The sequence below is a fragment of the Caulobacter zeae genome (assembly GCF_002858925.1).
In the GTDB taxonomy this organism is placed as follows: Bacteria; Pseudomonadota; Alphaproteobacteria; order Caulobacterales; family Caulobacteraceae; genus Caulobacter; species Caulobacter zeae.
Genome location: NZ_PJRS01000049.1, coordinates 11,699 through 35,547, shown reverse-complemented (window position 1 = coordinate 35,547; position 23,849 = coordinate 11,699). Strand labels below are relative to the sequence as shown.

Genomic DNA, 23,849 nt, shown 5'->3' with positions numbered 1-23,849 from the left:
CGCTAAGAAGCGCTCGGCCGTCACCCTCCGCATTGGATGGGGCGTACGCGGCGCGAGGATGGACGCTGTGGGTCCGCCTCGATCGCGCGATCCCGGGAGTGGTTTTCCGGCGGCCGTGAACAGAGAAGGGATCCTTCCAAATGGCGTCTGTAGACAGCCTCAAAACCCGCCGCGAACTCGTCGTCGGCGGTAAGACCTACGTCTATTACAGCCTTCGCGCCGCCGAGGAAGCCGGTCTGGCCGGCACGGGCTCGCTGCCCGTCTCGATGAAGGTGCTGCTGGAAAACCTGCTGCGTTACGAAGACGGCGTCTCGGTCAACGAAGCCGACCTGAAGGCCGTCGCCAACTGGCTGGAAAACAAGGGCTCGGTCGAGCACGAGATCAGCTTCCGCCCGGCCCGCGTGCTGATGCAGGACTTCACCGGCGTTCCGGCCGTCGTCGACCTGGCCGCGATGCGCGACGCCATGGTCGCCCTGGGCGCCGACCCGGCCAAGATCAACCCGCTGAACCCCGTCGACCTGGTCATCGACCACTCGGTGATGGTCGACAACTTCGGTGACAGCAAGGCCTACGACGCCAACGTGAAGCGCGAATACGAGCGCAACATCGAGCGCTACCGCTTCCTGCGCTGGGGCTCGTCGGCCTTCAACAACTTCCGCGTCGTGCCCCCCGGCACCGGCATCTGCCACCAGGTGAACCTGGAATACCTGGCCCAGACCGTCTGGACCGCCCAGGTCGACGGTTCGGAAGTCGCCTATCCCGACACCGTCGTCGGCACCGACAGCCACACCACCATGGTCAACGGCCTGTCGGTCCTGGGCTGGGGCGTCGGCGGCATCGAAGCTGAAGCCGCCATGCTCGGCCAGCCGATCCCGATGCTGATCCCGGAAGTCATCGGCTTCAAGCTGACCGGCGCCATGCCGGAAGGCGCGACGGCCACCGACCTGGTGCTCACCGTCACCCAGATGCTGCGCAAGAAGGGCGTGGTCGGCAAGTTCGTCGAATTCTACGGCGACGCCCTGGCCAACCTGACCCTGGAAGACCAGGCGACGATCGCCAACATGGCTCCGGAATACGGCGCCACCTGCGGCTTCTTCCCGATCTCGGCCGCCACGGTCGCCTTCCTGAAGGGCACCGGCCGCGACGCCGAGCGCGTCGCCCTGGTGGAAGCCTACGCCAAGGAACAGGGCCTGTGGTGGGAGCCCGGCGTCGCCGAGCCGACCTTCACCGACGCCCTGGAACTGGACCTGGGCACCGTCCTGCCGTCGCTGGCCGGCCCGAAGCGCCCGCAGGACCGCGTCCTGCTGTCGGACGCCTCGAGCAAGTTCGCCGAGTCGCTGATCGGTGAGTTCGGCAAGGCCGAAAGCCCCGAGTTCCGCGCCCCGGTGGAAGGCGAGGACTTCGACGTCGGCCACGGCGACGTGGTGATCGCCGCCATCACCTCGTGCACCAACACCTCCAACCCCTCGGTCCTGATCGCCGCCGGCCTGCTGGCCAAGAACGCGGTCGCCAAGGGCCTGAAGGCCAAGCCGTGGGTGAAGACCTCGCTGGCCCCCGGCTCGCAGGTCGTCACCGACTACCTGGCCAAGGCCGGCCTGACCAAGCACCTCGACGCCCTGGGCTTCAACCTGGTTGGCTACGGCTGCACCACCTGCATCGGCAACTCGGGCCCGCTGCCGGAAAACATCAGCAAGACGATCAACGAGAACGACCTGGTCGCCTGCTCGGTGCTCTCGGGCAACCGTAACTTTGAAGGCCGCGTGAACCCGGACGTCCGCGCCAACTACCTGGCCTCGCCGCCGCTGGTGGTGGCCTACGCCCTGGCCGGCTCGCTGAAGATCGACCTGAACACCCAGCCGATCGGCAAGGACAAGAAGGGCAACGACGTCTTCCTGCGCGACATCTGGCCGTCGAACGAGGACATCGCCGCCCTGCAGCGCAAGTCGATCAACGAGAAGATGTTCGCCAGCCGCTACGGCGACGTCTTCAAGGGCGACAAGAACTGGCAGGGCATCAAGGTGACCGGCGGCCAGACCTACGCCTGGGAAGGCGAGTCGACCTACGTCCAGAACCCGCCGTACTTCCCGAACATGTCGATGACCCCGGCTCCGGTCACCGACATCGTGGAAGCCCGCGTCCTGGCCGTGTTCGGCGACTCGATCACCACCGACCACATCAGCCCGGCCGGTTCGATCAAGACCTCGAGCCCGGCTGGCCAGTACCTGGTCAACCACGGCGTCGAGCCGATCGACTTCAACGGCTACGGCGCGCGCCGCGGCAACCACGAAGTCATGATGCGCGGCACCTTCGCCAACATCCGCATCCGCAACAAGATCACCCCGGAGATCGAAGGCGGCGTGACCAAGCACTTCCCCTCGGGCGAAGTGATGCCGATCTACGACGCGGCCATGAAGTACCAGGCCGAAGGCCGTCCGGCCGTCGTGTTCGCCGGCAAGGAATACGGCACCGGCTCGTCGCGTGACTGGGCCGCCAAGGGCACCAAGCTGCTGGGCGTCCGCGCGGTGATCACCGAGAGCTTCGAGCGCATCCACCGCTCGAACCTGGTCGGCATGGGCGTGCTGCCGCTGCAGTTCATCCAGGACGGCTGGCAGAAGCTGGAGCTGACCGGCGAAGAGCTGGTCTCGATCCGCGGCCTGACGGATCTGGCCCCGCGCAAGCAGCTGATCGTCGAGCTCTACCGCCCGACCGACGGCCGCATCGCCCGCTTCCCGGTGCGCTGCCGCATCGATACGCCGACCGAACTCGAATACTTCAAGAACGGCGGCGTCCTGAACTACGTGCTGCGTAACCTGGCCAAGGCCGACTAAGCAGCGACGTCTTCAGACGTTGAATACGAGACGGCCGGTCCCCTTGGGGCCGGCCGTTTTCGTTCGTCCGAGGGTCCGTCGGGGTCCCGACATCGTTGTCGTGTGGATTCCCGGCCTTGAAGCGGCCTTTTCACGGCCTCGTGAGGGGCGACGCAGTGGTTTCTTGGCTTAAGTGCGCCGCACATGCGTACGGCCTTTATCTCTCTTCTTTCCCTCGCCCTGACGAGCCTCGTCGCCGCCCCGGCCGCGGCCAAGTCGCCCGTGCTGGTCGAGCTGTTCACCGCGCAGGGCTGTTCGTCCTGCGGCAAGGCCAACCAGGCGGCCGCCGAGCTGGCCGAGCGCGACGACGTGCTGGCCCTGACCTACTCGGTCGACTACTGGGACTATCTCGGCTGGAAGGACACCTTCGCAAAGCCGGCCTTCGTCGAGCGCCAGCGCGCCTACGCCAAGGCTTTCGCGCTGCGCGACGTGCCCACGCCCCAGGTGGTGGTGGCCGGCAAGGTGCAGGCCTCGGGCGCCAAGGCCGAGACCGTCGAGAAGCTGATCGAGACCGCCCACCTGCCGCCGGCCCCGGACATGGAGTTCGTCGGGGTGGCTCGCGTGGCCATCGGCTCGGGCGCCGCGCCGCGCGGCGGGGCCGAGGTGTGGCTGGTGCGCTTTGATCCGCGCAAGCAGGAGATCGCCGTCAAGCGCGGCGACAACCGCGGCCAGACCATCGTCCACCGCAACGTGGTGCGTGAGATCGTCAAGATCGGCGCCTGGACCGGCCGTCCGAAGATGTACCGCCTGCCGGCCCTGGCCAAGGACGACGACCTGGCCACCGCCATCATCGTCCAGGGCGCCAAGGGCGGCCGGGTGCTGGGCGTTCTGCCCCCCGGCGGCAAGAGCCGCTAGGCCTTCCCAACCCGCCTTCCACGCAAAAGAAACCCCGCCTCGCCTTAGGGGATGATCGGCGAAGCGGGGTCTTTAGGGGAGGGGATAGAAGATACGCGCCGGTCGAACGGGCCGCCCGCGAGCCGGTGGGCTGGAGGGGCTGTTCAGGATCCCGGACCGCGAGGCGTTCCGATCGACCGACCATGAGACTATCGAGCCCCCAAGCGGCCGGCGAAGGGCGCGATCAGGGTCGTTTCGCGACCGGGTGGGGCGCCTCTGTGGCGATCTTTGCAGTTCCGCAAGCCGCGCTGAGAGGGGTGGGGCCCAGATGCGAAAAGCCCGCGTGGGAGGGGGCTCCACGCGGGCTCTGCAGTTTAAGAGAGGGGTTCTCTTGATTTGGTCTGTCGGCCGACCGGCCCGCGATCAAGGGGGGCTGGGGGGGCTGTTCAGGATCCTGGACCGTGGGGTCTCCGATCAGCCGACACTGACTTTTTCGCTGGGGAAGCGGGCGGGCGAACGACCGAAACAAGGTCATTTCGTGGCCTGGTCCAGCTTGGCTTTTCGCTTCGTCGAATGATGTTGCGGATTTGCGACGCTCGCTTAAAGGCCTGATTTGGGGTTAGGATTCGTCCGATGGCCCTGGATGTCTCCCCTCCCGTCGGCGGCGTCGTGTTCTTCGAGCGGCGCGAGATCGACCAGCTGCTGCGCCTCTACGGCCGAATGGTCGCGGCCGGCGAGTGGCGCGACTACGGCATGGGCGGCGCGAGCGACCATGCGGCCTTCTCGATCTTCCGCCACGCCGCCGAGGCCCCGCTTTATCGCGTCGAGAAGTGGCCCGAGCTGGCCCGCAAGCAGGGCCAGTGGCTGGTGCGCGGCCAGGCCGGCATGGTGCTCAAGCGCGGCCACGACCTGGCCCAGGTGCTGCGGCTGTTCGACAAGGGCAAGTTCAAGGTGGTGGACTAGCGGGCCGGCCGGCGCCCAGGAACATGCGCCCACGAAAAAGCCCCGGCGGAGCGATCCGCCGGGGCTTCGTCGTTGTGCCTGGAAGGCGCCTTAGCGGCGGTCGCCCAGGAAGAACAGCAGGAAGCGGAACAGGTTGATGAAGTCCAGGTACAGGTTCAGCGCGCCGTAGTTGGTGGCCACCGACTTGGCGGCCGCGTCGCCGCCGACCTGGTAGTAGGTCATCTTGAGGTTCTGCGTGTCGTAGGCGATCAGGCCGGCGAAGATCAGCACGCCGATGGCGTTGATCGCGAAGACCAGCGGGCCCGACGGGAAGAAGATCGACACGATCGAGGCCAGGATCAGGCCCACCAGACCGATGATCAGGAAGCTGCCGAAGCCGGTCAGGTCCTTCTTGGTGGTGTAGCCGAACAGGCTGAGCGCACCGAAGGCGGTCGCCGTGATCAGGAAGGTCGAGGCCACGCTGCCGCCGGTGTACATCAGCACCACGGTGCCGAGCGACGCGCCGATCAGCGACACGATCGACCAGTAGATCACGCCCGCGGTGCGCGGGTTGATCGACTTCATGACGAAGCTCGAGAACAGCAGGATGCCCAGCGGGGCGAAGGCGATGACCATGCCCAGCAGCGTGTAGCCCACGCGGTTGCCGTTCACCTGGAACAGCAGATCGCGCACGGGCGGGAACGAGCTGGTCGTCCAGGCGAGGGCGGCCGACAGCAGCAGGCCCAGCGCCACCTTGTTGTAGACGCCGAGCATGAAAGTGCGCAGCCCGGCGTCAACCGACATGTCGACGCGATCCGCTGGGATCGTGCGCGCATAGTCGCGGTTGAAGTCGTTCATCGAAGGAAACCCTTATTTCAACGTCCCCGAGGGGACACGTGTGAAATATCGGATCGAATGGCCTTCTACGCAAGGCTTCAAGCGGGAAGACGAGGCCGGCGCGAATGTATCAAAGTGTGTCTGGTCGCCCGAGGTTTGGGTTCGCCTTGTGCGCGCGACGTCCTAAATAGGCGGGCAAAGCCAAGCAGGGGACTTCATGGACTACGTCGAACTCGGCCGCACCGGCATCCAGGTCTCGCGCTGCTGCCTGGGTACCATGACCTGGGGCTCGCAGAACAGCGAGGAAGAGGCCCACGCCCAGATGGACTACGCCCTGGGCCGGGGGGTCACCTTCTGGGACACGGCCGAGATGTACGCCAGCCCGCCCACGGCCGAGACCCAAGGCAGCACCGAGCGCTACATCGGCAGCTGGCTGGCCAAGACGGGGCGTCGCAAGGACATCGTGCTGGCCTCGAAGGTCGCCGGCCGGGGCTCGGCCTTCGGCGGCCTGCCGTGGATGCGCGCCGACGGCGCCAGCACCCGCCAGACCAAGGCCCAGATCGACGAGGCCGTGGAAGGCTCGCTCAAGCGCCTGCGGACCGACTATCTCGACCTCTACCAACTGCACTGGCCCGACCGCGCCGTGCGGGTGTTCGGCGGCCAGACCTACAAGGACTATGACGACGACTACGAGCGTTTCGGCGACATCCTCGAGGCGCTGGACAAGCATGTGAAGAAGGGCTCGATCCGGGCCCTGGGCGTCTCCAACGAGTTTCCGTGGGGCGTGATGAAGTTCCTGGCCGAGAGCGAAAAGCGGGGCCTGCCGCGCATCGCCTCGATCCAGAACGCCTATCACCTGGCCAACCGGGTGTTCGAATACGGCCTGGCCGAGATCGCCATGCGTGAGCAGGTGGGCCTGCTGGCCTATTCGCCGCTGGCCCAGGGCCAGCTGACCGGCAAGTACCTGGGCGGAAACCTGCCCGAGGGCTCGCGCAAGGCGCTCTACAACCGCATGCAGCGCTACGAGGGCCCCGGCGCGATCGAGGCGTTCACGGCCTATGTGGATCTGGCCCGCCAGAACGGCCTGGATCCGGCCCAGCTGGCCCTGAAGTTCGTCGACGCCCGCCCGTTCGTCACGGCCACGATCATCGGCGCGACGAGCATGGAGCAGCTGAAGACCGACATCGACGCGTTTGATGTGGAATGGACGGAAGAGCTGGAAAAGGCGGTCAACGCCATCCACGCGGCGCGGCCGAATCCTTGTCCGTGATCTAAGCCAGGGACCTCCCCCTGTGGGGGAGGCGATCGCGTAGCGATCGGTGGGGGGAGATCGGCCGGCGTTTCGAAAGCTGAAAGCGACCCCCCTCCGGCCCTTCAGGCCACCTCCCCCAGAGGGGGAGGATCTCTGGCGCTAAACCACCCCTCGCGCCTTCAGCTCGGCCACTTTCTCCGCCGACATCCCCGCCAATTGCGTCAGCACCTCTTGCGTGTGCTCGCCCAGCGTCGGGCCGGTCCAGCGGACGCCGCCGGGGGTGTCGGTTAGGCGGGGGAAGGCGTTCTGCATCTTCACCTGGCCAAACACCGGGTGGGGCACGGAGACGATCGACTCGCGAGCCTGGAACTGCGGGTCGGCCAGCATTTCGGGCGCGCGGTAGATGCGCCCCGTCGCGAGGCCGGCGGCTTCCAGCTTCGGCAGCAGGTCGTCGATGTCCTGGTCCAGGGTCCAGGCGGCGATGCGGGCGTCGAGTTCGCCCTGGTTGACGCCTCGGGCGGCGTGGTCGCGATAGCGCGGATCGTCGGCCAGGTCCGGCCGGCCCATCAGGTCGCAGAGGCGCTTGAACAGGGTGTCCTGGTTGGCGCCGATCAGCACGAGCTCTCCGCTCTTGGTCGGATAGACGTTGGACGGGGCGATGCCGGGCAGCACCGCGCCCGAGCGCTCGCGGATGTAGCCGGTCAGGTCGTACTCGGTGATCAGGTTCTCCATCACCGTCAGCACGCTCTCATAGATCGCCGCGTCGACCACCTGGCCCTTGCCGGTAGCGTGGCGGGCGTGCAGGGCCATCATCACGCCGAGCGCGGCGTTCAGACCCGACAGGCTGTCGCCGATCGATATGCCGGCCCGGGCCGGGTTGCGGTCGGGCTCGCCGGTGATGTGGCGCAGGCCGCCCATGGCCTCGCCGACCAGGGCGTAGCCGGCCCGCTTGGCGTAGGGGCCGGTCTGGCCGAAGCCCGAGACGCGGGCCATGACCAGGCCGGGATTGGTCCTGGCCAGGTCGTCGTAGCCCAGGCCCCACTTCTCCAGCGTGCCGGGACGGAAGTTCTCGACCACCACGTCGGCCGTGGCGATCAGGTCGCGGGCGATGGCGCGGCCCTCGTCGGTGCGCAGGTCGACGGTGACCGACTTCTTGTTGCGGCCGATCACCGGCCACCAGGGCGACAGGCCCTTGGGCTTGGAGCGCCCCCACTGGCGCATCGGATCGCCGGTCGCGGGGTCTTCCAGCTTGATGACCTCGGCGCCGAAGTCGCCCAGCACCTGGCCGCAGAACGGACCGGCGATCAGCTGCCCCATCTCGATGACGCGGACGCCCGCCAACGGTCCTTGGGTCATTTTGTTCCTCTCCCCGATCACGGAACCATCACGCGGCCGTGAACCTTCTTCCTGCCACACGGCGACGCGCGACGCCGACCTTCTTCCACCAGAACAACGCGCAGGGAAAGACAGCCATGACCCGCAAGATTCTCATCGTCGGCGCCGCCTTCGCCGCTCTCAGCCTCGCCGCCTGCGGCCAGAAGGACGAGACCAAGGGCGCGGCCACCCCGGCCGAGCAGGCCGCGACCCCGGACGCCAACCCGGCCGCCACCGTTCCGACCCCGGCCGACGAGGCCAAGGCGCCTGACTTCTCGGCCAAGGCCGCGGCCGGCGACACGTTCGAGATCGAGTCGGCCAAGATCGCGCTGAAGCGCTCGACCAACGCCGACGTGAAGAAGTTCGCCCAGGCGATGATCGACGCCCACACCGCCACCAGCCAGGGCCTGAAGGCCGCCATCGCCGCCTCGGGCGCGACCTTCACCCTGCCGGCCGCCCTGCCCGACGACCTGCAAGGCAAGCTGGACGACCTGAACAAGGCCGACGCCAAGGACTTCGACAAGGAGTACGCCGACGACCAGGTCGACGCCCATCAGGCCGCGCTGAACCTGTTCCAGCGCTACGCCCAGGACGGCGACAACGCCGCCATCAAGACCTTCGCCGCCGAGACCGCGCCGAAGATCCAGGAGCACCTGAACATGGCCGAGGGCCTGAAGAACGGCATGAAGTAGAACGGCATGAAGGGCTTTCTGAAGCCCTGACGTGGAAAACCCCCGGTCGAAAGGCCGGGGGTTTTTCTTTGTGGCTGCTAACTCCTCCCTCGCTTTAGCGGGGGAGGTGGCGCGCTGCGGATACGCAGCGTGACGGAGGGGGCGAGGGGCGGAGCGCCGTGTCCAGTCTCGCCCCCTCCACCGCTTCGCGGTCCCCCTCCCCCGCAAGCGGGGGAGGAGCAGGTCAATCCGCCGCTTTCACGACGTTGTCGTCGCCGTTGCGGTCGATGACGAAGTTGTACGGGTCGACGCCGGCGAAGCGCGGGGCGACCTTGGTGACGAAGGTCAGGGTCTGGGTCCCGCTGCGGATCGGGCGGCGCTCCATGGCCACGACGTCCTTCTGCTCGAAGCCCTTCTTGCCGGGCTCGGCGGTGAACAGGCCCACGTCCAGCACTTCGTTGAGGGCCGCGTCCGTCTCCTTGCCGCGGCCGTCGGCGTACATCTTCTTGGCCTCGATCACGAGCTTGACGTCGTACCGGCCGTCGGCCCGTTTCTTGACGGCCGCGCTCTTGGTCTTGAGGTCATAGAGCGTGATCTTCTCGAACAGGTCGGCGACCAGGGGCTGCTTGTCGGCCGGGACTTCGGCGCGGAGGATCCGCAGGAAGTCGAGCGTGGTCGGGTAGGGCGCGCCCTTGAAACCGTGGTCGGCGATCAGCTTGCGCAGCACCCGGTTGACCGTCTCCTCACCCACCTCGTGCTGCAACCGGTACATGACCAGCGAGCCCTTGCGGTAGTGGATGTAGCCCTGGTTCTCGACCCGGGCCAGCGGCTGCTCCTCGAGCACGTCGCCGCCGCGCGCGCGCAGGTAGCTGTTGAGCTCGAACTTCAGGAACTTGCGGATCTGGGCCTCGCCGTACATCCGCTTCATGACCATCAGGGCCGAGTACTGGGCGAAGGTCTCCGACAGCATGGTCGAGCCCTGCTGGTCGGCGCCCAGCACCTGATGGGCCCACCACTGGTGGCCGATCTCGTGCGCGCCGACATAGGTGACCATGTCGATCTTCTCGGGATCGCGGTAGTCGGCGATGAAGAACATGCTCTCCGACCACGGGATGGTGCCGGCGAAGGCCTGGGCGAAGTCGGCGTAGGCGGGGAACTCCTGGAAGCGCAGCTGCTTGAACTGATAGGGGCTGAACTCTTCCTGGTAATAATCGAGCGAGGCCTTCATCGACCCCCGCATACGGTCGATGTTCCAGGCGTGCTGCGGGTCGTAATAGACCGCCAGGTCGATGCCCTTGTACGTCTCGCGCGAGACCGCGTAGCGGGCCGACTGGATCGACAGGAACGGCAGGATCGGCGCGTCGGCCACGAAGCGCACAGTGCGGCGCTCCAGGTTCCCCGACTTCCACACCCGCTCCGAAGCTTTGCTGCCCGGCGCGATCGGCGTCTGGTCGGCGTCGGTGGTGACGGTGATGTCGGAGGTGACGAAGTCGGCGTCCTTGCGCAGGCCGTTGAACTGGCGGCTGGCCACGTCGCCCAGCTTGGCCATCCGCAGTTCGGGCGGCAGGCCGTACTTGCGGCGCTTGGCGCGGTCCTGCAGCAGGCCGTCGCGACCCATGCCCAGGATCGGCGCGATCTCCATGTTGTTGAGGAACGTGCCGTTGACGACCACGCGACGCTCGTTGTCGCCGTTCTTGAAGCCCTTCTGGCTGCGCTCGGTGATGAAGCTCATCCGGCGTGTCTCGCCCGGCGCCAGCGGGGTGTCGAAGGCGAAGATCCGGTAGTTGAAGCGCTCGAAGGTCTGCTTGGGACGCGCGCCCTCGATCGACAGGGCGCGCACGGCCAGATCGCGGTCGAAGCGGACGTGGATTTCCTTCAGCGGCGCGCCGGTCTTGTTCTGGATGACATAGGCGCCGCGGGTCACCGCCCGGGGCTCGCCCGGATAGAGATCGACGTCCAGCTTCATGCCGGTGATCTTGGGCTGGGGCGTGTTCTCGTAACGCAGCAGCGCCTTTTCCATGTCCGCCGTCCAGCGCTCGTCGTCGAGGTTGGTGCGGTATTCGTTCCAGACGTTGGTGTTGACGAAGATGAAGCCGCCCAGGCCCGCGAAGGCCAGGAAGACGACGCCGAACACCGCGCCGTTGGCGCCGCGCAGGCGACGGGGCAGGCGCTTGAGGCGCGGCAGCAGCCGGGTCTCGGTCCCGCGACGCCACAGGGCGTAGGACAGCACCGCCAGCAGCACGGCGAAGGCGCTCCAGTAGGCGCGGAACCACCAGGCCCCGATCCAGAAGGCGCCCAGGCGGTTCATGTCCGAGAACGGCATGCCCGGCGAGCCGCCGTAGTTGTAGAGATTGTGCTGGAAGCCGAGGTTCTGGAACGTCACCTGGGTGACGACATAGACCACCATCAGGCCCCAGCCGATGAACTTGTGCGGGCTCAGCACCTGCAGGAACACGGCCAGCACGGCCAGCAGGACCCAATCGACGGCCTGGGGCAGCACATACCACAGGAGGTACTTGTCGAGTTCCAGCCGGAAGTAGCCGTGGCCGATCTGGCTGACGACGCCGGCGACCACGCTGACCAGCAGGGTCGACAGCAGCACCAGGGCGATGGCGGCGATCTTGGGGGCTGTGAAGGCCCAGTCGCCGACCGGGGTGGAGTCTATGATCTCGTGGGTGCGGCGCTCGCGTTCGCGCCAGACCAGCTCGCCTGCGTAGTAGATGGCGATGATCATCGGGATCAGGCTGAACGAGCCCAGCAGCGGCGCCAGCAGGGCCCGGGTCACCGGATAGATCTGGCCGCCATAGCCGTCCGCGTCGGTGGCGACCCACAGCGAGCCGGCGGCGTTGAACAGGCCCAGCGCCAGCAGCACGAAGAAGGCCGGGCTCTTGAACACCTGGCCCATGTCCAGGCGGGTGCGGGCGACGAACTGGATCCAGGCCGTGGCGCGGTCGTGGCGCGGCTGGGCCAGGGGCTTGGGCGCCGGCGGCAGGATCTCGACCGGCGGCGGCAGGGCGGCCTTGGACTTCTCGCCCTTGCGGCCGGCCAGTTCGGCGGCCTGGAAGCGGAAGAGGCCGTAGGCGGCCGCCAGCAGCCCGCCGGCCAGCGCGATCACGAACACCCGGTTGAACAGCAGGGCTCCGGTCAGGGCGGGGGTGACGGTGTTGCGCTCGTTGGCGGTCCAGTACTTGGTCGCCAGGCTGAACGCGCCGGTGCCCATGGGCTCCCACATGGCCGCGGCCTGCTCGAACTCGGGCTTGTCCAGCGCGATGCCGGCCACCACCCACAGCACCAGGAAGCCGATGACGCCGACATAGGTCCACATCATCGAGCGGGTGACGGTGGCCAGGGCGAAGAACAGCGCCGAGGTCAGCAGCAGCGTCGGCAGGGCCAGCACGAAGTAGGCGTAGACATAGGCGTTCAGCAGGTTCGGACCCAGCTTCTCCGGGTCGATCCACGGCATGAACGAGCCGATCAGCATGGCGATCGGCACGGCCAGGAACGAGATCGCGGCGGCCAGGAAGGCGCCGGCGAAGCGGCCGTACAGATAGTCGAACTTGCGGATGCGGGTGGTGCGCAGGATCGGGCCGTAGCCCGTCTCGTCGTCGCGCACGATGACGTTGGCCACGAAGGCCGTCGTCACGAACATGTAGAAGATCGACAGGATCAGGTGGGTCTGGGCGATGGCGAACGGGGCGTTCTTGTGGATCGTACCGCCGCCGCCGATCGAGATCTGCTCGATGGTCACCGACCCGAAGGTCAGCAGGAAGAACAGGACGGCGACCACCCAGAACACCGGGGAACGCAGCTGGTAGCGGAGCTCGAAGCTCGCGATCTTGCCGAACATGGCGCCTGCCCCCTTACGCCGCGCAGCGGGTAGTGGCGAGGGTCGAGAAATAGACGTCCTCGAGACCGCCGGTGACGGGCGCGAAGCCCGCGCCGGGATCGGTGTCGGCCAGGACGTGGATGATGGTGCGGCCGCCGAGCAGTCGGGTCGAGATCACCTGGTGGGCCGCCTTGGCGTCGTCCAGTTCGGCCTTGTCGATGGTCTTCTTCCAGATGCGGCCTTCGAGCTGGGCGATCAGGTCGGCCGGGGCGCCTTCACGCACGATGCGGCCGTCGCAGATGATGGCCATGGCTGGGCAGAGGTCGGAGACGTCTTCGACGATGTGGGTCGACAGGATCACCACCACGTTCTCGCCGATCTCGGCCAGGAGGTTGAGGAAGCGGTTGCGTTCCTCTGGGTCGAGGCCGGCGGTGGGCTCGTCGACGATGATCAGGCGCGGATCGCCGATCAGGGCCTGGGCGATGCCGAAGCGCTGGCGCATGCCGCCCGAGAAGCCGGCGATGGCCTTGCCCCGAACGTTCCAGAGGTTGACCTGGGCCAGCAGGCTTTCGACGGTGTCCTTGCGCTCCTTGCGGCCGGAAATGCCCTTCAGCACGGCCATGTGGTCGAGCATGTCGTAGGCGCTGACCCGCGGATAGACGCCGAAGTCCTGCGGCAGGTAGCCCAGCACGCGGCGCAGGGCCTCCGGATCCTTCAGGACGTCGATGTCGCCGAAGCGGATGTGGCCCGAGGTGGGGGCCTGGAGGGTGGCGATGGTCCGCATCAGGGTGGACTTGCCGGCGCCGTTGGGGCCGAGCAGGCCGTACATCCCCCGCGGTATGGTCAGGCTGACCTCGTCCAGGGCGCGCACGCCGTTGCCATAAACGTGCGTCAGGTTTTCGATGATCAGCATCGGTACTCGCGGCCCCCGGTCTTGTTAACGCCAACAGTCCCCAATCCGACATGACAAGACGGCGAGAGGCTGGGCAAGTGAAAGAACGTTTAGGCGACCCGGTTCCCGACCAATGACGCGCTTTTCCAGCGGGGTTCCGGTCGCGCGGTTTTGGGTCTAAGCAGGCGGCCATGACGACCTACGCCTTTCCCCCGCCCGTCCAGCCTTCGGTTCCGGTGGAAGGATCCGAGGCGGTCTTTCCGGTTCGCCGCATCCTGTGCGTAGGCCGCAACTACGCCGCCCACCGCGCCGAGATGGGCGGCGACGAGCGCGACCCGCCGTTCTTCTTCGCCAAGCCGGCCGACGCGATCGCGCCGCTGATGAACGACGTGCCCTATCCGCCGCGCACGGCCGACCTGCACCACGAGATCGAGCTGGTCGTGGCGCTGAAGTCGGGCGGGGCGAACATCGCCGTCGACGACGCCCTGGACCACGTTTTCGGCTACGCCGTGGGCGTTGATCTGACCCGCCGCGACCTGCAAGGCGCGGCCAAGGCCAAGGGCCACCCCTGGGAAGCGGGCAAGGCCTTCGACTTCTCTGCTCCCATCTCGGCCATCCGTCCGGCGGCCGACGCGACGTTCGACGGCGCCATCTGGCTGACCGTCAACGGCGTGCAGCGCCAGACGGGCCTCGTCTCCGACATGATCTGGAACATCCCCGAGATCATCGCCGAGGCCAGCAAGCTGTGGACCCTGGCGGCCGGCGACCTGATCTTCACCGGCACGCCCGAAGGCGTCGCCGCGGTGGTCAAGGGCGACGAGATCGCCGGCGAGGTCGACGGCGTCGGCGCCCTGGCCTTCACCCTGGTCTAGAGGGAGCGCGCCGCCGTGACCCTGACGCTGTTCGGCTACTGGCGGGCGGCCGCGCCCTATCGCGTCCGCATAGGCCTCGCCCTCAAGGGCCTGGCCTATGACCAGGCGCCGGTGAACCTGCTCAAGGGCGAGCAGCGCCAGGCGGCGTATCGCGACCTGAACCCGCAGGGCCTCACGCCGGCGCTCGCCATCGGCGACGGCGTGGTCCTGACCCAGAGCCTGGCCATCCTGGAATGGCTGGACGAGACCCATCCCGAACCGGCCCTGCTGCCGGCCGACCCGCTGGGCCGCGCCCGGGTGCGGGCCATGGCCCAGGTCGTCGCCTGCGACATCCATCCGCTGAACAATGTACGGGTCACCGGCGAGCTGGCCGCTCGAGGCCAGGACGAGGCCGCCCGAAAGGCCTGGATGGCCCGCTGGCTGGCCGAGGGCTTCACCGCCCTGGAAGCCGCCGTCGTCGCCCACGGCGGGACCTATGCCTATGGCGACGCGCCGACCCTGGCCGATGTCTGCATCGTGCCGCAGGTCTATGGCGCGCGCCGGTTCGACATCGACCTTTCACCCTATCCGACCCTGGTGGCGGCCGCCGACCGCGCCGCCGACCATCCCGCCTTCGCCGCTGCTCACCCCAGCCTCCAGCCGGACGCCGCCGATGCTTGAAGATCTGAAAACCAACAACGCCAACTGGTCCAAGCGCAAGACCGAGGTCGACGCCGAGTTCTTCAAGCGCCTCGAGAACCAGCAGAGCCCCGAGTACCTGTGGATCGGTTGCAGCGACAGCCGCGTGCCCGCCAACGAGATTGTCGGCCTGGATCCGGGCGAGCTGTTCGTGCACCGCAATGTCGCCAACCTGGCTCCGCCGCAGGACGCCAACTACCTGTCCGTGCTGCAGTTCGCGGTCGACGTGCTGAAGGTCAAGCACGTCATGGTCGTGGGCCATTACGGCTGCGGCGGCGTGGCGGCGGCCATCGACGGCAAGCGCCGGGGCCTGGTCGATCACTGGCTGCACCCGATCCGCGAGGTCCACGCCGAGCACCGCTGCGAGCTGGACGCCATCCCGGAAGAGCGCGACCGCCTTAACCGCCTGTGTGAGCTGAACGTCATCCGCCAGGTGCGCAACGTCGCCTCCGACGTCTTCGTCCAGGACGCCTGGGCCCGCGGCCAGAGCCTGGCCGTGCACGGTTGGGTCTATTCGCTGGCCAACGGCCTGGTCACCGACCTCAATGTCGGCATCGAGAGCATCGAGGATTATCACCGCGTGCTGGCCGGCCCGACGGCAGGCGACGGCATCTAGGAGGCAGGAAAAGAGGGCCGCGCCGGATCGTCGCAGTTGGCGGATCGGCGTTCGGTGCTTACTTGTTCGTCACCATCCCCTGCCACGGTGGTTGCATGGACGCCTTTCTCCAGAGCCTGCACAGCCTCGTCGTCGAGCACCGTCTGCTGGTGTGCGCGATCCTGGCGGTCGTCACCCTGCTCGAAGCCTTGATGCTGGTCGGGGTGCTGATCCCGATCATGGCGGTGATGCTGACGGCCGGCGCGCTGATCGCCACCGGCTCGCTGCATCCGGTCGAGGTGATCGTCTGGTGCAGCGTCGGGGCGGCCCTGGGCGATGCGATCTCCTACCTGATGGGCCGCCACATGGGCGCCTGGGCCGTGCGCCATCCGGTGCTGGCCAAGCACCGCCGCACCGTTGCCCGCGCCCGCCTCTACACCCGCCGCTACGGCGTGCTGGCCCTGGCCGTGGCCCGGTATCTCGGCCCGCTGCGGCCGTTCGTGCCGATGGCCGCGGGCATGACCCGCATGCGCGACTGGACCTTCCACGCCGCCAACACCGTCACCGCGCCGGTGTGGGTGATCACCGTCCTGGCCCCCGGCTATCTGGCCGCGCGCCACCTGGGCTACTGGAAGCCCGATCCGGTGTGGCTGACCGCCGTGGTCGTCGGCGGCCTGCTGCTGGTCGCCACGGTGATGATTCTGCGCCGCAAGCCGGCCGCGTCGAAGGTTTGAGGCTGGAGGCGTTCGGAGGCCACGCGTGGCCCTCGCCCTTCGACAGGCTCAGGGTGAGGACCATTTACAGGCCTGAGTTTACGGGCCCGAGCGCTGGAAAACCTCATCCTGAGCTTGTCGAAGGACGAGGTTTTCGTCCCAAACGCCAGATATCGATCCGCCCTAGCCCGGCGCCCTGATGCGCACCCGGGCGCTGGCCGCCCGGCCTTGGTCGTCGACCACGCGCAGCCGATAGAAGCCCGCCGCCGCCGGCCGCCAGACCGGCTTGCCGCCCACCGGATCGTCGGCCAGGGGCTTGCCGTCCACGTACCACGACAGGTTCTCGCCGCCGGCCGCCAGGACCAGGCCGCGCGAGTTCCTGCCCAGTCCCTCGACCTGCACCGTCGCGCCGTCGGGCGGGAAGATCAGGCGCGGACCCTCGTCGGCGACGGTCCGCAGTTGCTGCAAGGCGCCGGGGGCAGACTTCGGCGCGATCGGGCGCGGAGCCGTGGGCGGCGCGCCCACGAGATCGGCGACGTCGAACAGGGTGGGCAGGGCCGCGTCGCGCCCCGTCAGCCCGCCGCGCGCGCCGCCGTCGGCCCGGCCGGTCCAGACGACGATGGCGTGGCCGCCGACGATCCCGGCCGCCACCGCGTCGCGAAAGCCGTAGGAGGTGCCGGTCTTGAAGGCCATGGCCGGTCCGCCCCGGGTCAGGGCCGAAGGGGCGCGGCCGCGCGGGCCCGGCGCCTCGCGCAGGATGTCGAGCACCTGGTTGACCGCTTCGGGCCGGGCGATACGGGTTCCAGCCTGGTGTTCGCGGGTCTTGGCCTCGTCGACCGTATAGGCCAGCGGCTTGACCACCCCGCCGTCGCCCAGTCCGGCATAGAGGGTGACGAGATCGCGCAGCGTGATCCCCGCGCCGCCCAGAGCCAGGGCCAGGCCGGCGGCCTTCACCTCGGCCTTGGGACGCAGCAGCTTGACGCCGCCGGCTTCGAGTCGGGCGGCGAAGGCCTCGGGACCGATCTTCTCCAGGGTGGCGACGGCCGGCACGTTCAGCGAATAGGCCAGGGCCTCGCGGGCGGTGACCTTGCCGTGGAACACGCGGTCGAAGTTTTCCGGCTGATAGTCGGCGAAGCGGGTCTGCGCGTCGTCGATCTGGGTGTCGGGCGCCAGCATGCCGTCGTCGAAGGCGAAGGCGTAGACGAAGGGCTTCAGGGCCGAGCCGGGCGATCGCACGGCGCTGGTCATGTCGACCCAGCCGCCGGGACGGTCGCGGCCGGCCGAGCCGACCAGGGCCCGCACGGCCCGGTCCTTGATGCGGACGACGATGATGGCGGCGGTGGCTTCGGGGCCCTGGCTGGCGGCGACGCTCGCGGCCAGGGGCTCCAGCCGCGCCTGCAGGTCGGGGTCGATGGTGGTCAGCACGCTGGGCTGGCTGGCGGGCGCGGCGGCGGCCTGCTGGCCGGCCAGGTGCCAGGCCATGGCCGGGAAGGCGCTGCGGCGCGGGATCGGTTCGCCCTCGGCCTCGACGGCGGCCACGGTGGTCAGCACGCCGGCGCGGACCATCTTGTCCAGCACCGCGCGGCGGGCCTCGCGGGCGGCTTCGGGCCGGCGGTCGGGCCGGCGGGCCTCGGGCGCCTGGGGCAGGGCGATCAGCAGGGCCTGTTCGCCGTCGGTCAGGCTGGACGGCTCGTGGCCGAAGTAGGAGAGGCTGGCGCCGCGCACCCCTTCCAGATTGCCGCCGTAGGGGGCCAGGGTCAGGTAGAGGGCGAGGATCTCGTCCTTGCTCAGCCGGCTTTCCAGCTGGGCGGCGCGGACCATCTCGATCAGCTTGCTGCCCAGGTTGCGTGGCCTAGGCTCCAGCAGGCGGGCTGTCTGCATCGACAGGGTCGAGGCGCCGCTGCTGACCCGGCCATGCACGATCGCCGAGCCGGCGGCGCGGACCACGGCGATGGGGTCGACCCCCAGGTGCCAGCGGAAGCGGGCGTCCTCCACCGCCACCAGACGCTTGAGGAAGGTCGGGTCGGTGCGTTGCAGGTCGGCCCGCACCCGCCAGCGACCGTTCTCGACGGGCAGGGCGCGCAGCCACGCCCCGCGCTCGCCCAGCACCACCGGCGAGGAGCGCTTCGCGCGGCTCATGTCCGGCGGGAAGGCGGCGCTTAGGGCGAACACCCCGACCTGGGCGGCGAGGAAGCCTGCGAGCAGGCGGGTGAGGAGCGGGATTTTCCCCTCCCCCTGGATGGGGGAGGGGTCAGGGGTGGGGGTGGTTTCGGCGTTGGCGGTGGTCACGGCGCTTCACCTTCAAGCGCCGTGGTCACCCCCATCCCCGACCCTTCCCCCATCAAGGGGGAAGGGAGCAGTTCCAACATCATTGGCCGGTGATCGTCGTGCGGCCGGCGTCGGACCGGGCGGCGATGCTCGGGCGGTACATGTCCTTGGCCACCGCGCCGGGCAGGAAGAACTCGCCCGGCGTCACGGCCCGCGCGATGTAGGCCATGGCGAAGGGCTTGTTGCCCTCCAGGTCGAGCGCGGCGATGTAGCGGTCGTCGCGGCTTTCCTGGGCGTCAGGCGTCGACAGCTCCCCTAAGAACCGGAACGGTCCGTTCTGGGCGTCGTCGGCGCCAAGCGGGGCCTCGATCTCGAAGCCGGCCGGCAGGGCGTCGTCGACCACCAGGGCGGTCGAGCGGGCCTGCATCGACCGGCCCTGGATCAGCACGATCACCCGTTCACCCTGGCGGATGGCCGAGGGATCGACCGCCCCGCCGCTCATCGTGAACAGGCGCTTGCTCACCGACAGGCCGTTGCTCTCGGCGACAGGGGCGACGATCGGCGTGCCGCGCACGCTGACCGTCCGCCACAGGGCGCCCTTGCCCTTGTTGGTGAAGCGGGCGTCGGCCAGCTTGCCCACGGCCCAGCGCGGCGCGCCGCCGGCGGCCGGCAGGGCGACGACGTTCTGGGCCTCGATGTTGATGGGGCCGGCGGCCTTCATCAGCTGGTGGGCGGCGTAGAGCAGCTGGGCCTGTTCCTGGGTGTTCAGGGCGTCGGGATCCTTGACCACGTTCTCCAGGCGGCCTTGCAGCCTGGCGGCGACGTCGGTCTGGCCGGCCTGCACCGCCAGGGCCGTGACGGCGGCCACGTCGCGCAGCGGGCTCTGGTACCAGTCGTACTCGTCGCGCCAGTTCAGCGAGTTCACCGCCTGGCGCATGGCCGAGCGGGCCCGGGCGTGGTCGCCCATCAGCGCCAGGCCGGCGGCCACCTGGGCCTTGGCGATCGGCTGGTCCTCGTCCTTCATCTGCACGTCGTGCCACCAGCGCAGGCGGGCCAGATCCCCGCGCCCGGCCTTGGCCAGGACGTAGAGGGCGTAGGCGCTGGCCCGGCGACGCATGCGCTGGGTGGCCTTGCGGCTTTCGTCCTCGTTGCGGCCCCACCAGGACGGATACTCCATCCGGTAGGCGACCGAGGCCCAGCCGTCGGGACGGCTGACCTGGCGCATGGCGTTCAGCGCCTTGTCCAGCGCCTCGTCGGGCACGGCCACGCCTTGCGCCTTGGCTTCCAGCAGGAAGTCGGTGGCGTAGGCGCCCAGCCACGGGTCGGCCTCGCCGTCGCCCACCCGCCACAGGCCGAAGGCGCCGTCGAGGGTCTGGCGATCGAGCAGGCGGCCCACCGCCCCGGCCAGGGCGGCAGGGGTGCGCTTGAGCTTGGGATCGGTCGAGACGTTCTGGGCGTAGAGCAGCGGATAGGCCGCCGACACCACCTGCTCGGTGCAGCCGTACGGATAGCGCTGCAAGGCCACCGCGATCGCCGACGGGTCGAAGCCCTTGAACGGCGAGTAGCTGACCTGCAGCGTCACGTCGCCGGCCGCCAGGCCCGACAGCAGCTGGTAGTTGGGGGTGTAGGTCGCGCCGGGCGCCTGAAGTTCGGTGGTGGTGCGCACCACGTCGCCCCAGCCCAGGCGGGTCTGGATCGGATAGTCCTTGGTCGTCGAGAAGTCGGGACCGGTGACCTTGAAGCCGATCTTGCCAACGCCGGTGACGTCGGGCGCCAGGAAGGGGATCTTCTCGGCGACGCGCTGGCCCAGGATCAGGGTGATCACCTTCCTGAAGGCGACCTTCAATCCGCCGGAGGCGTTGGCCTCGGCGGTGTAGGCGCCGGGCTTGCCCTCGACATTGTGCAGTTCCAGCGTCGCGGTCGGCTTGTCGCCGGGCGACAGGAAGCGCGGCAGGTTCAGGTCGGCCACCACCGGCTGGCGCACGGTCATGGCCTTGGAGCCGGAGCCCACGGCGTTGTCGGTCCAGGCCACGGCCATGATCCGCAGCTCGCCGTTGAAGTCGGCGGGCGGCAGCTTGATCGTCGCCTTGCCGTCCAGGCCGGTCTCGACCACGCCCGACCACAGCGCCACGGTCTTGATCGGCGTGACCGTCAGGCCCTCGCCGCCCAGCTCGTCGCCGCCGAAGTTGACGTTGGCCGGCGCGCCCATGTTCGGGTCGAGCAGGCGGCCGTAGTCGTCGCGGTAGTCGAGCGTCAGGGCGCGCTTGCCGAAGTACCACTTCACCGGATCGGGGCTTTCCTGGCGGGTCAGGCGCAGCACGCCCTCGTCCACCGCCGCCACCGTGACGCGGGCCTTCTGGCCGAACGACAGGCCCTGCACCTTCAGCGGAATCTCGACCGGCGCCTTGGAGTCGAGCTTCGGCGGCGTGCCGATGTCGACCGTCAGCTTGCGGCCTTTGGGCTCCAGAGGCACGTAGACTAGGCCCAGGGCCCGCTTGGGCTTGGGCGAGGCCACCGGGTCGCGCGGCTGGATGACGGTGACCATCACATAGGCCCCGCCGCCCCAGGCGGCGCTGGTCTTCAGCTTCACGGTGGCGCCGTTCTCGCCGACCGACAGGGTCTTGAAGTCGATCAGGCGGTCGGTGGCCACGGCCACCTGGGCCTGGCCGGCATAGGGGGCCTTCAGCGTGATCTCGACGGTGTCGCCCTGGGCGTAGGCGCGGGTTCCGGCCGAGACGCGGACGAAGTCGGGGGCCTCGGCGTCCTTGGCCGGGGAACCCCAGCCCGACGAGAACCGCGCGACGGTCTTGGTTCCTTCCGGTCCCTCGATCACCAGGCGGTAGTCGCCCCAGCCCAGGCGGCGGTTGATCCGCGCGCTGGCCCCGGCCGACATGTTCAGCGCGCCCTTGGCCACGACGGCGTCGCGGCTGGTGCGCCGCCATTGCCAGCGGCCGTCCTGCTGGAACCAGTCGTAGTTCCAGTTCTCGCTGATCAGGGTGTAGCTGGCGGTGGTCGAGATCTTCTTGCCGGCGGCGTCGACGGCGATGACCTCCAGGCTCACCGGCGGGTCGTCGCGGCCCGAGCCGTCGCCCTGCTCGACCTTGACGCCGTAATAGATCGGCTTGCCGCGAACCTTGAGCTCCAGGCCCTCGCGCACGGGGCGGCCGCCGGGCTCGAACACCGAGGCGGTGACCGCCGCCACCAGGGGCTGGCCGGTGTCGCCGACGTCGCTGGTGCCCAGATTGAGGACCGCGCGGCCCTCGCCGTCGGTGACGGTCGTGCCCAGCTCGATCAGCTTCTCGTCGAAGGGCTCCTTGGCGTCGCCCCACTCGAAGCCCTTGTATTGCGGGAAGGGGTCGGTGTCGCGGCGCAGGCGGGCCTCGCCCTGCGTCTGCAGGCCCGAGCCCGGCGCGCCGTAGAGGAAGCGGGCGTTGACCGCGATCTGGCGGGTCTCGCCGATGCGGATCGGCGTGCTCTCCTGGCCGGTGGCGGTGACCGCCAGGCGCTGGGGCGCGAAGTCCTCGACGCTGAAGCTCAGCGAACCGGATGAGGCTTCGATGCCCTCGATGTGCAGTTCGGCGGTCCAGCGGCCGCGCGGGGCGCTGCGGGGCAGGGCGATGTCGATCGGCACGGCGCCGGCGTTGGCCTGGCCGAACCACCAGCGCTTGAACTCCACGCCCGAGGGGCGCTTGACCAGAATGTAGCCCTTGCGGTCGTTGACCGCCTTGGCCATGCGGTCGCGGATCATCGCCGTCAGGTGCACGATCTCGCCGGGGCGATAGATGCCGCGGTCGGCATAGAGCCAGCCGTCGATGTCGCTGCCGACGGCGCGGCCGCCCTCGCTTTCGGTGCGGCCGCCGACGCCCTGCTTGGACAGGTCCACCGGCGAGCGGTCGAGGTCGAGCACCGAGAGGTCGCCTTCGGGGCCATAGGCCATGACCATCTTGGCGCGCTCGCCGCCCTCGCCCTTCAGCAGCGGGCGGGGGAAGCGCACGCGGCCGTCGGCGTCGCTCTTGACCTCGGCCAGGGGCTCGCCGTCGCGGGCGACCAGGGCCACGCGCACGCCGGCGACGGTCTTGGCGGTCTTCAGCGAGCGGACCACGACGTCCAGCGCTTCGGAACCGTCATAGGCGATCAGCGCCATGTCGGTGAACACGATCCAGCGGCGGGCCTGGGCCGGCGGGGTGTCGCCCTCGCCGTCGGGATCGCGGCCGCCCGAGGCGTCGCGCGCCTTGATCAGATAGGCGCCGGGCTTCATCTCCTTGAGCACCGCGCCCAGCGGGAAGACCGTGGTGGCCTTGGCGCCGGCCGCGCCGTCGACGGAAACCTCGCCCTTCCAGATGCGGCGGCCTTCGTCGCCGGCGCTGTCTTCGCCATAGTCGCCGGCCCAGTCGCCCTCGCCGGTGGGATCAGGCGCGCTGATCGACTTGCGCACCAGGTTGCGGTCGGACACCCGCCAGACTTCGACGGCCAGCTTCTGGACGTTCATGGTCTCGATGGCGACGCCGTCGGATTCCTCGCGCGGCAGGATCACACCGTCGCCGGCGAAGCCGACGTAGGGGGGCTTCTCGCCGAAGGTGAAGTCGACGTCGGCATTGGCGCCGAGGGTCTCGCCGCCCTTGGCGGGCAGCCCCTTCAGCAGGGTGATGCGGCGGTCGGTGAAGCCGACGCCGCCGATGCACAGCTCGTCGCCCTTGACCCGCACGGCCGGGGTGCGGCCGAGGTCGGGCGAGACCATGACGAAGTCGGCATAGGCCTTGGACGGGTCCAGGTCGCGGCTCATCTGGATGCAGGCCATGGCCTCGCCGCCGGAGCTGTCGATGCGGGTGCGCCAGACGGCGAAACCTTCAGGCTTGGGAACGCCGCGTCGGCGGGCATTGGCGTCGCGAGGCTTGCCGAACAGCGACCAGGCCTCGCCCTTGACGGCGGCGGTTCCGGAGGCGGCCTTGCCCCCGCCGCCGAACCAGCCGAGGTCGGCGGTCTTGGCGGCCACGAAGCCGCCGCCGAAGCCGACGACCAGCGCGCCCGCCGCGATGGCGACGGCGGGGGTCTTCAGCTGCGACTTGATCCGGGTCCAGACGGAGGTTTTGGCCGCGCCGTCGCCTTGCGGCGTCTCGTCCGTCGACATCCGTCGTCTCTCCCAAACCCGAAGTGATTTGGGGGACTTGAACCTAAGCGCGAGCGGGGGTCAACGGCGTCGCGATAATGGTTGCCAGGGTTTCGCGCCA

General features: G+C 68.9%; 15 protein-coding genes and 1 pseudogene. 9 read left to right on the top strand and 7 right to left on the bottom strand.

The genetic code is table 11. The features are described from left to right. The first annotated feature begins 140 nt into the window (after window positions 1-140). From acnA to SGCZBJ_RS23470, 3 genes are all read left to right on the top strand, one after another. On the top strand, window positions 141-2,828 hold the full coding sequence (acnA, locus tag SGCZBJ_RS23480; protein ID WP_101720340.1) for an aconitate hydratase AcnA: 2,688 nt from the start codon (window positions 141-143) through the stop codon (window positions 2,826-2,828). Window positions 2,829-3,011: 183 nt separating this feature from the next. Next, window positions 3,012-3,722 (top strand): DUF1223 domain-containing protein, encoded by a 711-nt coding sequence (locus SGCZBJ_RS23475; RefSeq protein WP_101720339.1) that lies wholly within the window; start codon window positions 3,012-3,014, stop codon window positions 3,720-3,722. Window positions 3,723-4,334: 612 nt separating this feature from the next. Beyond that, window positions 4,335-4,664: a DUF2794 domain-containing protein gene (locus tag SGCZBJ_RS23470; RefSeq protein WP_101720338.1), complete on the top strand. Its 330-nt coding sequence runs from the start codon at window positions 4,335-4,337 to the stop codon at window positions 4,662-4,664. Window positions 4,665-4,754: 90 nt separating this feature from the next. Here the strand turns inward: SGCZBJ_RS23470 and SGCZBJ_RS23465 are convergent, their stop codons facing one another. Then, entirely contained in the window at window positions 4,755-5,501 is a 747-nt protein-coding gene (locus tag SGCZBJ_RS23465) for a Bax inhibitor-1/YccA family protein (RefSeq protein ID WP_101720337.1), read from the bottom strand. 196 nt (window positions 5,502-5,697) lie between these two features. Between SGCZBJ_RS23465 and SGCZBJ_RS23460 the strand changes: the two genes are divergently transcribed. After that, on the top strand, window positions 5,698-6,750 hold the full coding sequence (locus SGCZBJ_RS23460; RefSeq protein ID WP_101720336.1) for an aldo/keto reductase: 1,053 nt from the start codon (window positions 5,698-5,700) through the stop codon (window positions 6,748-6,750). Between the two features lie 141 nt (window positions 6,751-6,891). Here the strand turns inward: SGCZBJ_RS23460 and SGCZBJ_RS23455 are convergent, their stop codons facing one another. Then, entirely contained in the window at window positions 6,892-8,088 is a 1,197-nt protein-coding gene (locus tag SGCZBJ_RS23455; RefSeq protein ID WP_101720335.1) for a CaiB/BaiF CoA transferase family protein, read from the bottom strand. 116 nt (window positions 8,089-8,204) lie between these two features. On the opposite strand from SGCZBJ_RS23455, the gene SGCZBJ_RS23450 reads away from it, so the two are divergent. Beyond that, the gene (locus SGCZBJ_RS23450; protein WP_101720334.1) at window positions 8,205-8,798 is read left to right on the top strand and encodes a DUF4142 domain-containing protein; all 594 of its coding nucleotides are present in this window, start codon (window positions 8,205-8,207) and stop codon (window positions 8,796-8,798) included. Between the two features lie 94 nt (window positions 8,799-8,892). Here the strand turns inward: SGCZBJ_RS23450 and SGCZBJ_RS26290 are convergent. The 3 genes and pseudogenes from SGCZBJ_RS26290 to SGCZBJ_RS23440 form a co-directional block, all read right to left on the bottom strand. Then, a pseudogene (locus tag SGCZBJ_RS26290) lies at window positions 8,893-9,012 on the bottom strand (hypothetical protein); the annotation flags it as partial. Between the two features lie 9 nt (window positions 9,013-9,021). Further along, on the bottom strand, window positions 9,022-12,624 hold the full coding sequence (locus SGCZBJ_RS23445) for an ABC transporter permease/M1 family aminopeptidase (RefSeq protein WP_101720333.1): 3,603 nt from the start codon (window positions 12,622-12,624) through the stop codon (window positions 9,022-9,024). A 13-nt stretch (window positions 12,625-12,637) separates the two neighbouring features. After that, window positions 12,638-13,516, bottom strand: a complete 879-nt coding sequence (locus tag SGCZBJ_RS23440) for an ABC transporter ATP-binding protein (protein WP_101720332.1) — start codon at window positions 13,514-13,516, stop codon at window positions 12,638-12,640. 170 nt (window positions 13,517-13,686) lie between these two features. Between SGCZBJ_RS23440 and SGCZBJ_RS23435 the strand changes: the two genes are divergently transcribed. From SGCZBJ_RS23435 to SGCZBJ_RS23420, 4 genes are all read left to right on the top strand, one after another. Beyond that, entirely contained in the window at window positions 13,687-14,367 is a 681-nt protein-coding gene (locus SGCZBJ_RS23435; RefSeq protein ID WP_101720331.1) for a fumarylacetoacetate hydrolase family protein, read from the top strand. A gap of 15 nt (window positions 14,368-14,382) precedes the next feature. Beyond that, on the top strand, window positions 14,383-15,027 hold the full coding sequence (gene maiA, locus SGCZBJ_RS23430) for a maleylacetoacetate isomerase (protein WP_101720330.1): 645 nt from the start codon (window positions 14,383-14,385) through the stop codon (window positions 15,025-15,027). Beyond that, window positions 15,020-15,661: a carbonic anhydrase gene (locus SGCZBJ_RS23425; RefSeq protein ID WP_101720329.1), complete on the top strand. Its 642-nt coding sequence runs from the start codon at window positions 15,020-15,022 to the stop codon at window positions 15,659-15,661. The genes maiA and SGCZBJ_RS23425 overlap by 8 nt, the downstream gene beginning before the upstream one ends. Window positions 15,662-15,756: 95 nt before the next feature. Next, window positions 15,757-16,374, top strand: a complete 618-nt coding sequence (locus SGCZBJ_RS23420; protein WP_101720328.1) for a DedA family protein — start codon at window positions 15,757-15,759, stop codon at window positions 16,372-16,374. 162 nt (window positions 16,375-16,536) lie between these two features. Here SGCZBJ_RS23420 and pbpC read toward each other — a convergent pair whose 3' ends face one another. Beyond that, on the bottom strand, window positions 16,537-18,594 hold the full coding sequence (gene pbpC / locus SGCZBJ_RS23415; protein ID WP_240621637.1) for a penicillin-binding protein 1C: 2,058 nt from the start codon (window positions 18,592-18,594) through the stop codon (window positions 16,537-16,539). A gap of 127 nt (window positions 18,595-18,721) precedes the next feature. Then, on the bottom strand, window positions 18,722-23,749 hold the full coding sequence (locus SGCZBJ_RS23410; RefSeq protein ID WP_101720326.1) for an alpha-2-macroglobulin family protein: 5,028 nt from the start codon (window positions 23,747-23,749) through the stop codon (window positions 18,722-18,724). Window positions 23,750-23,849 lie beyond the last annotated feature (100 nt).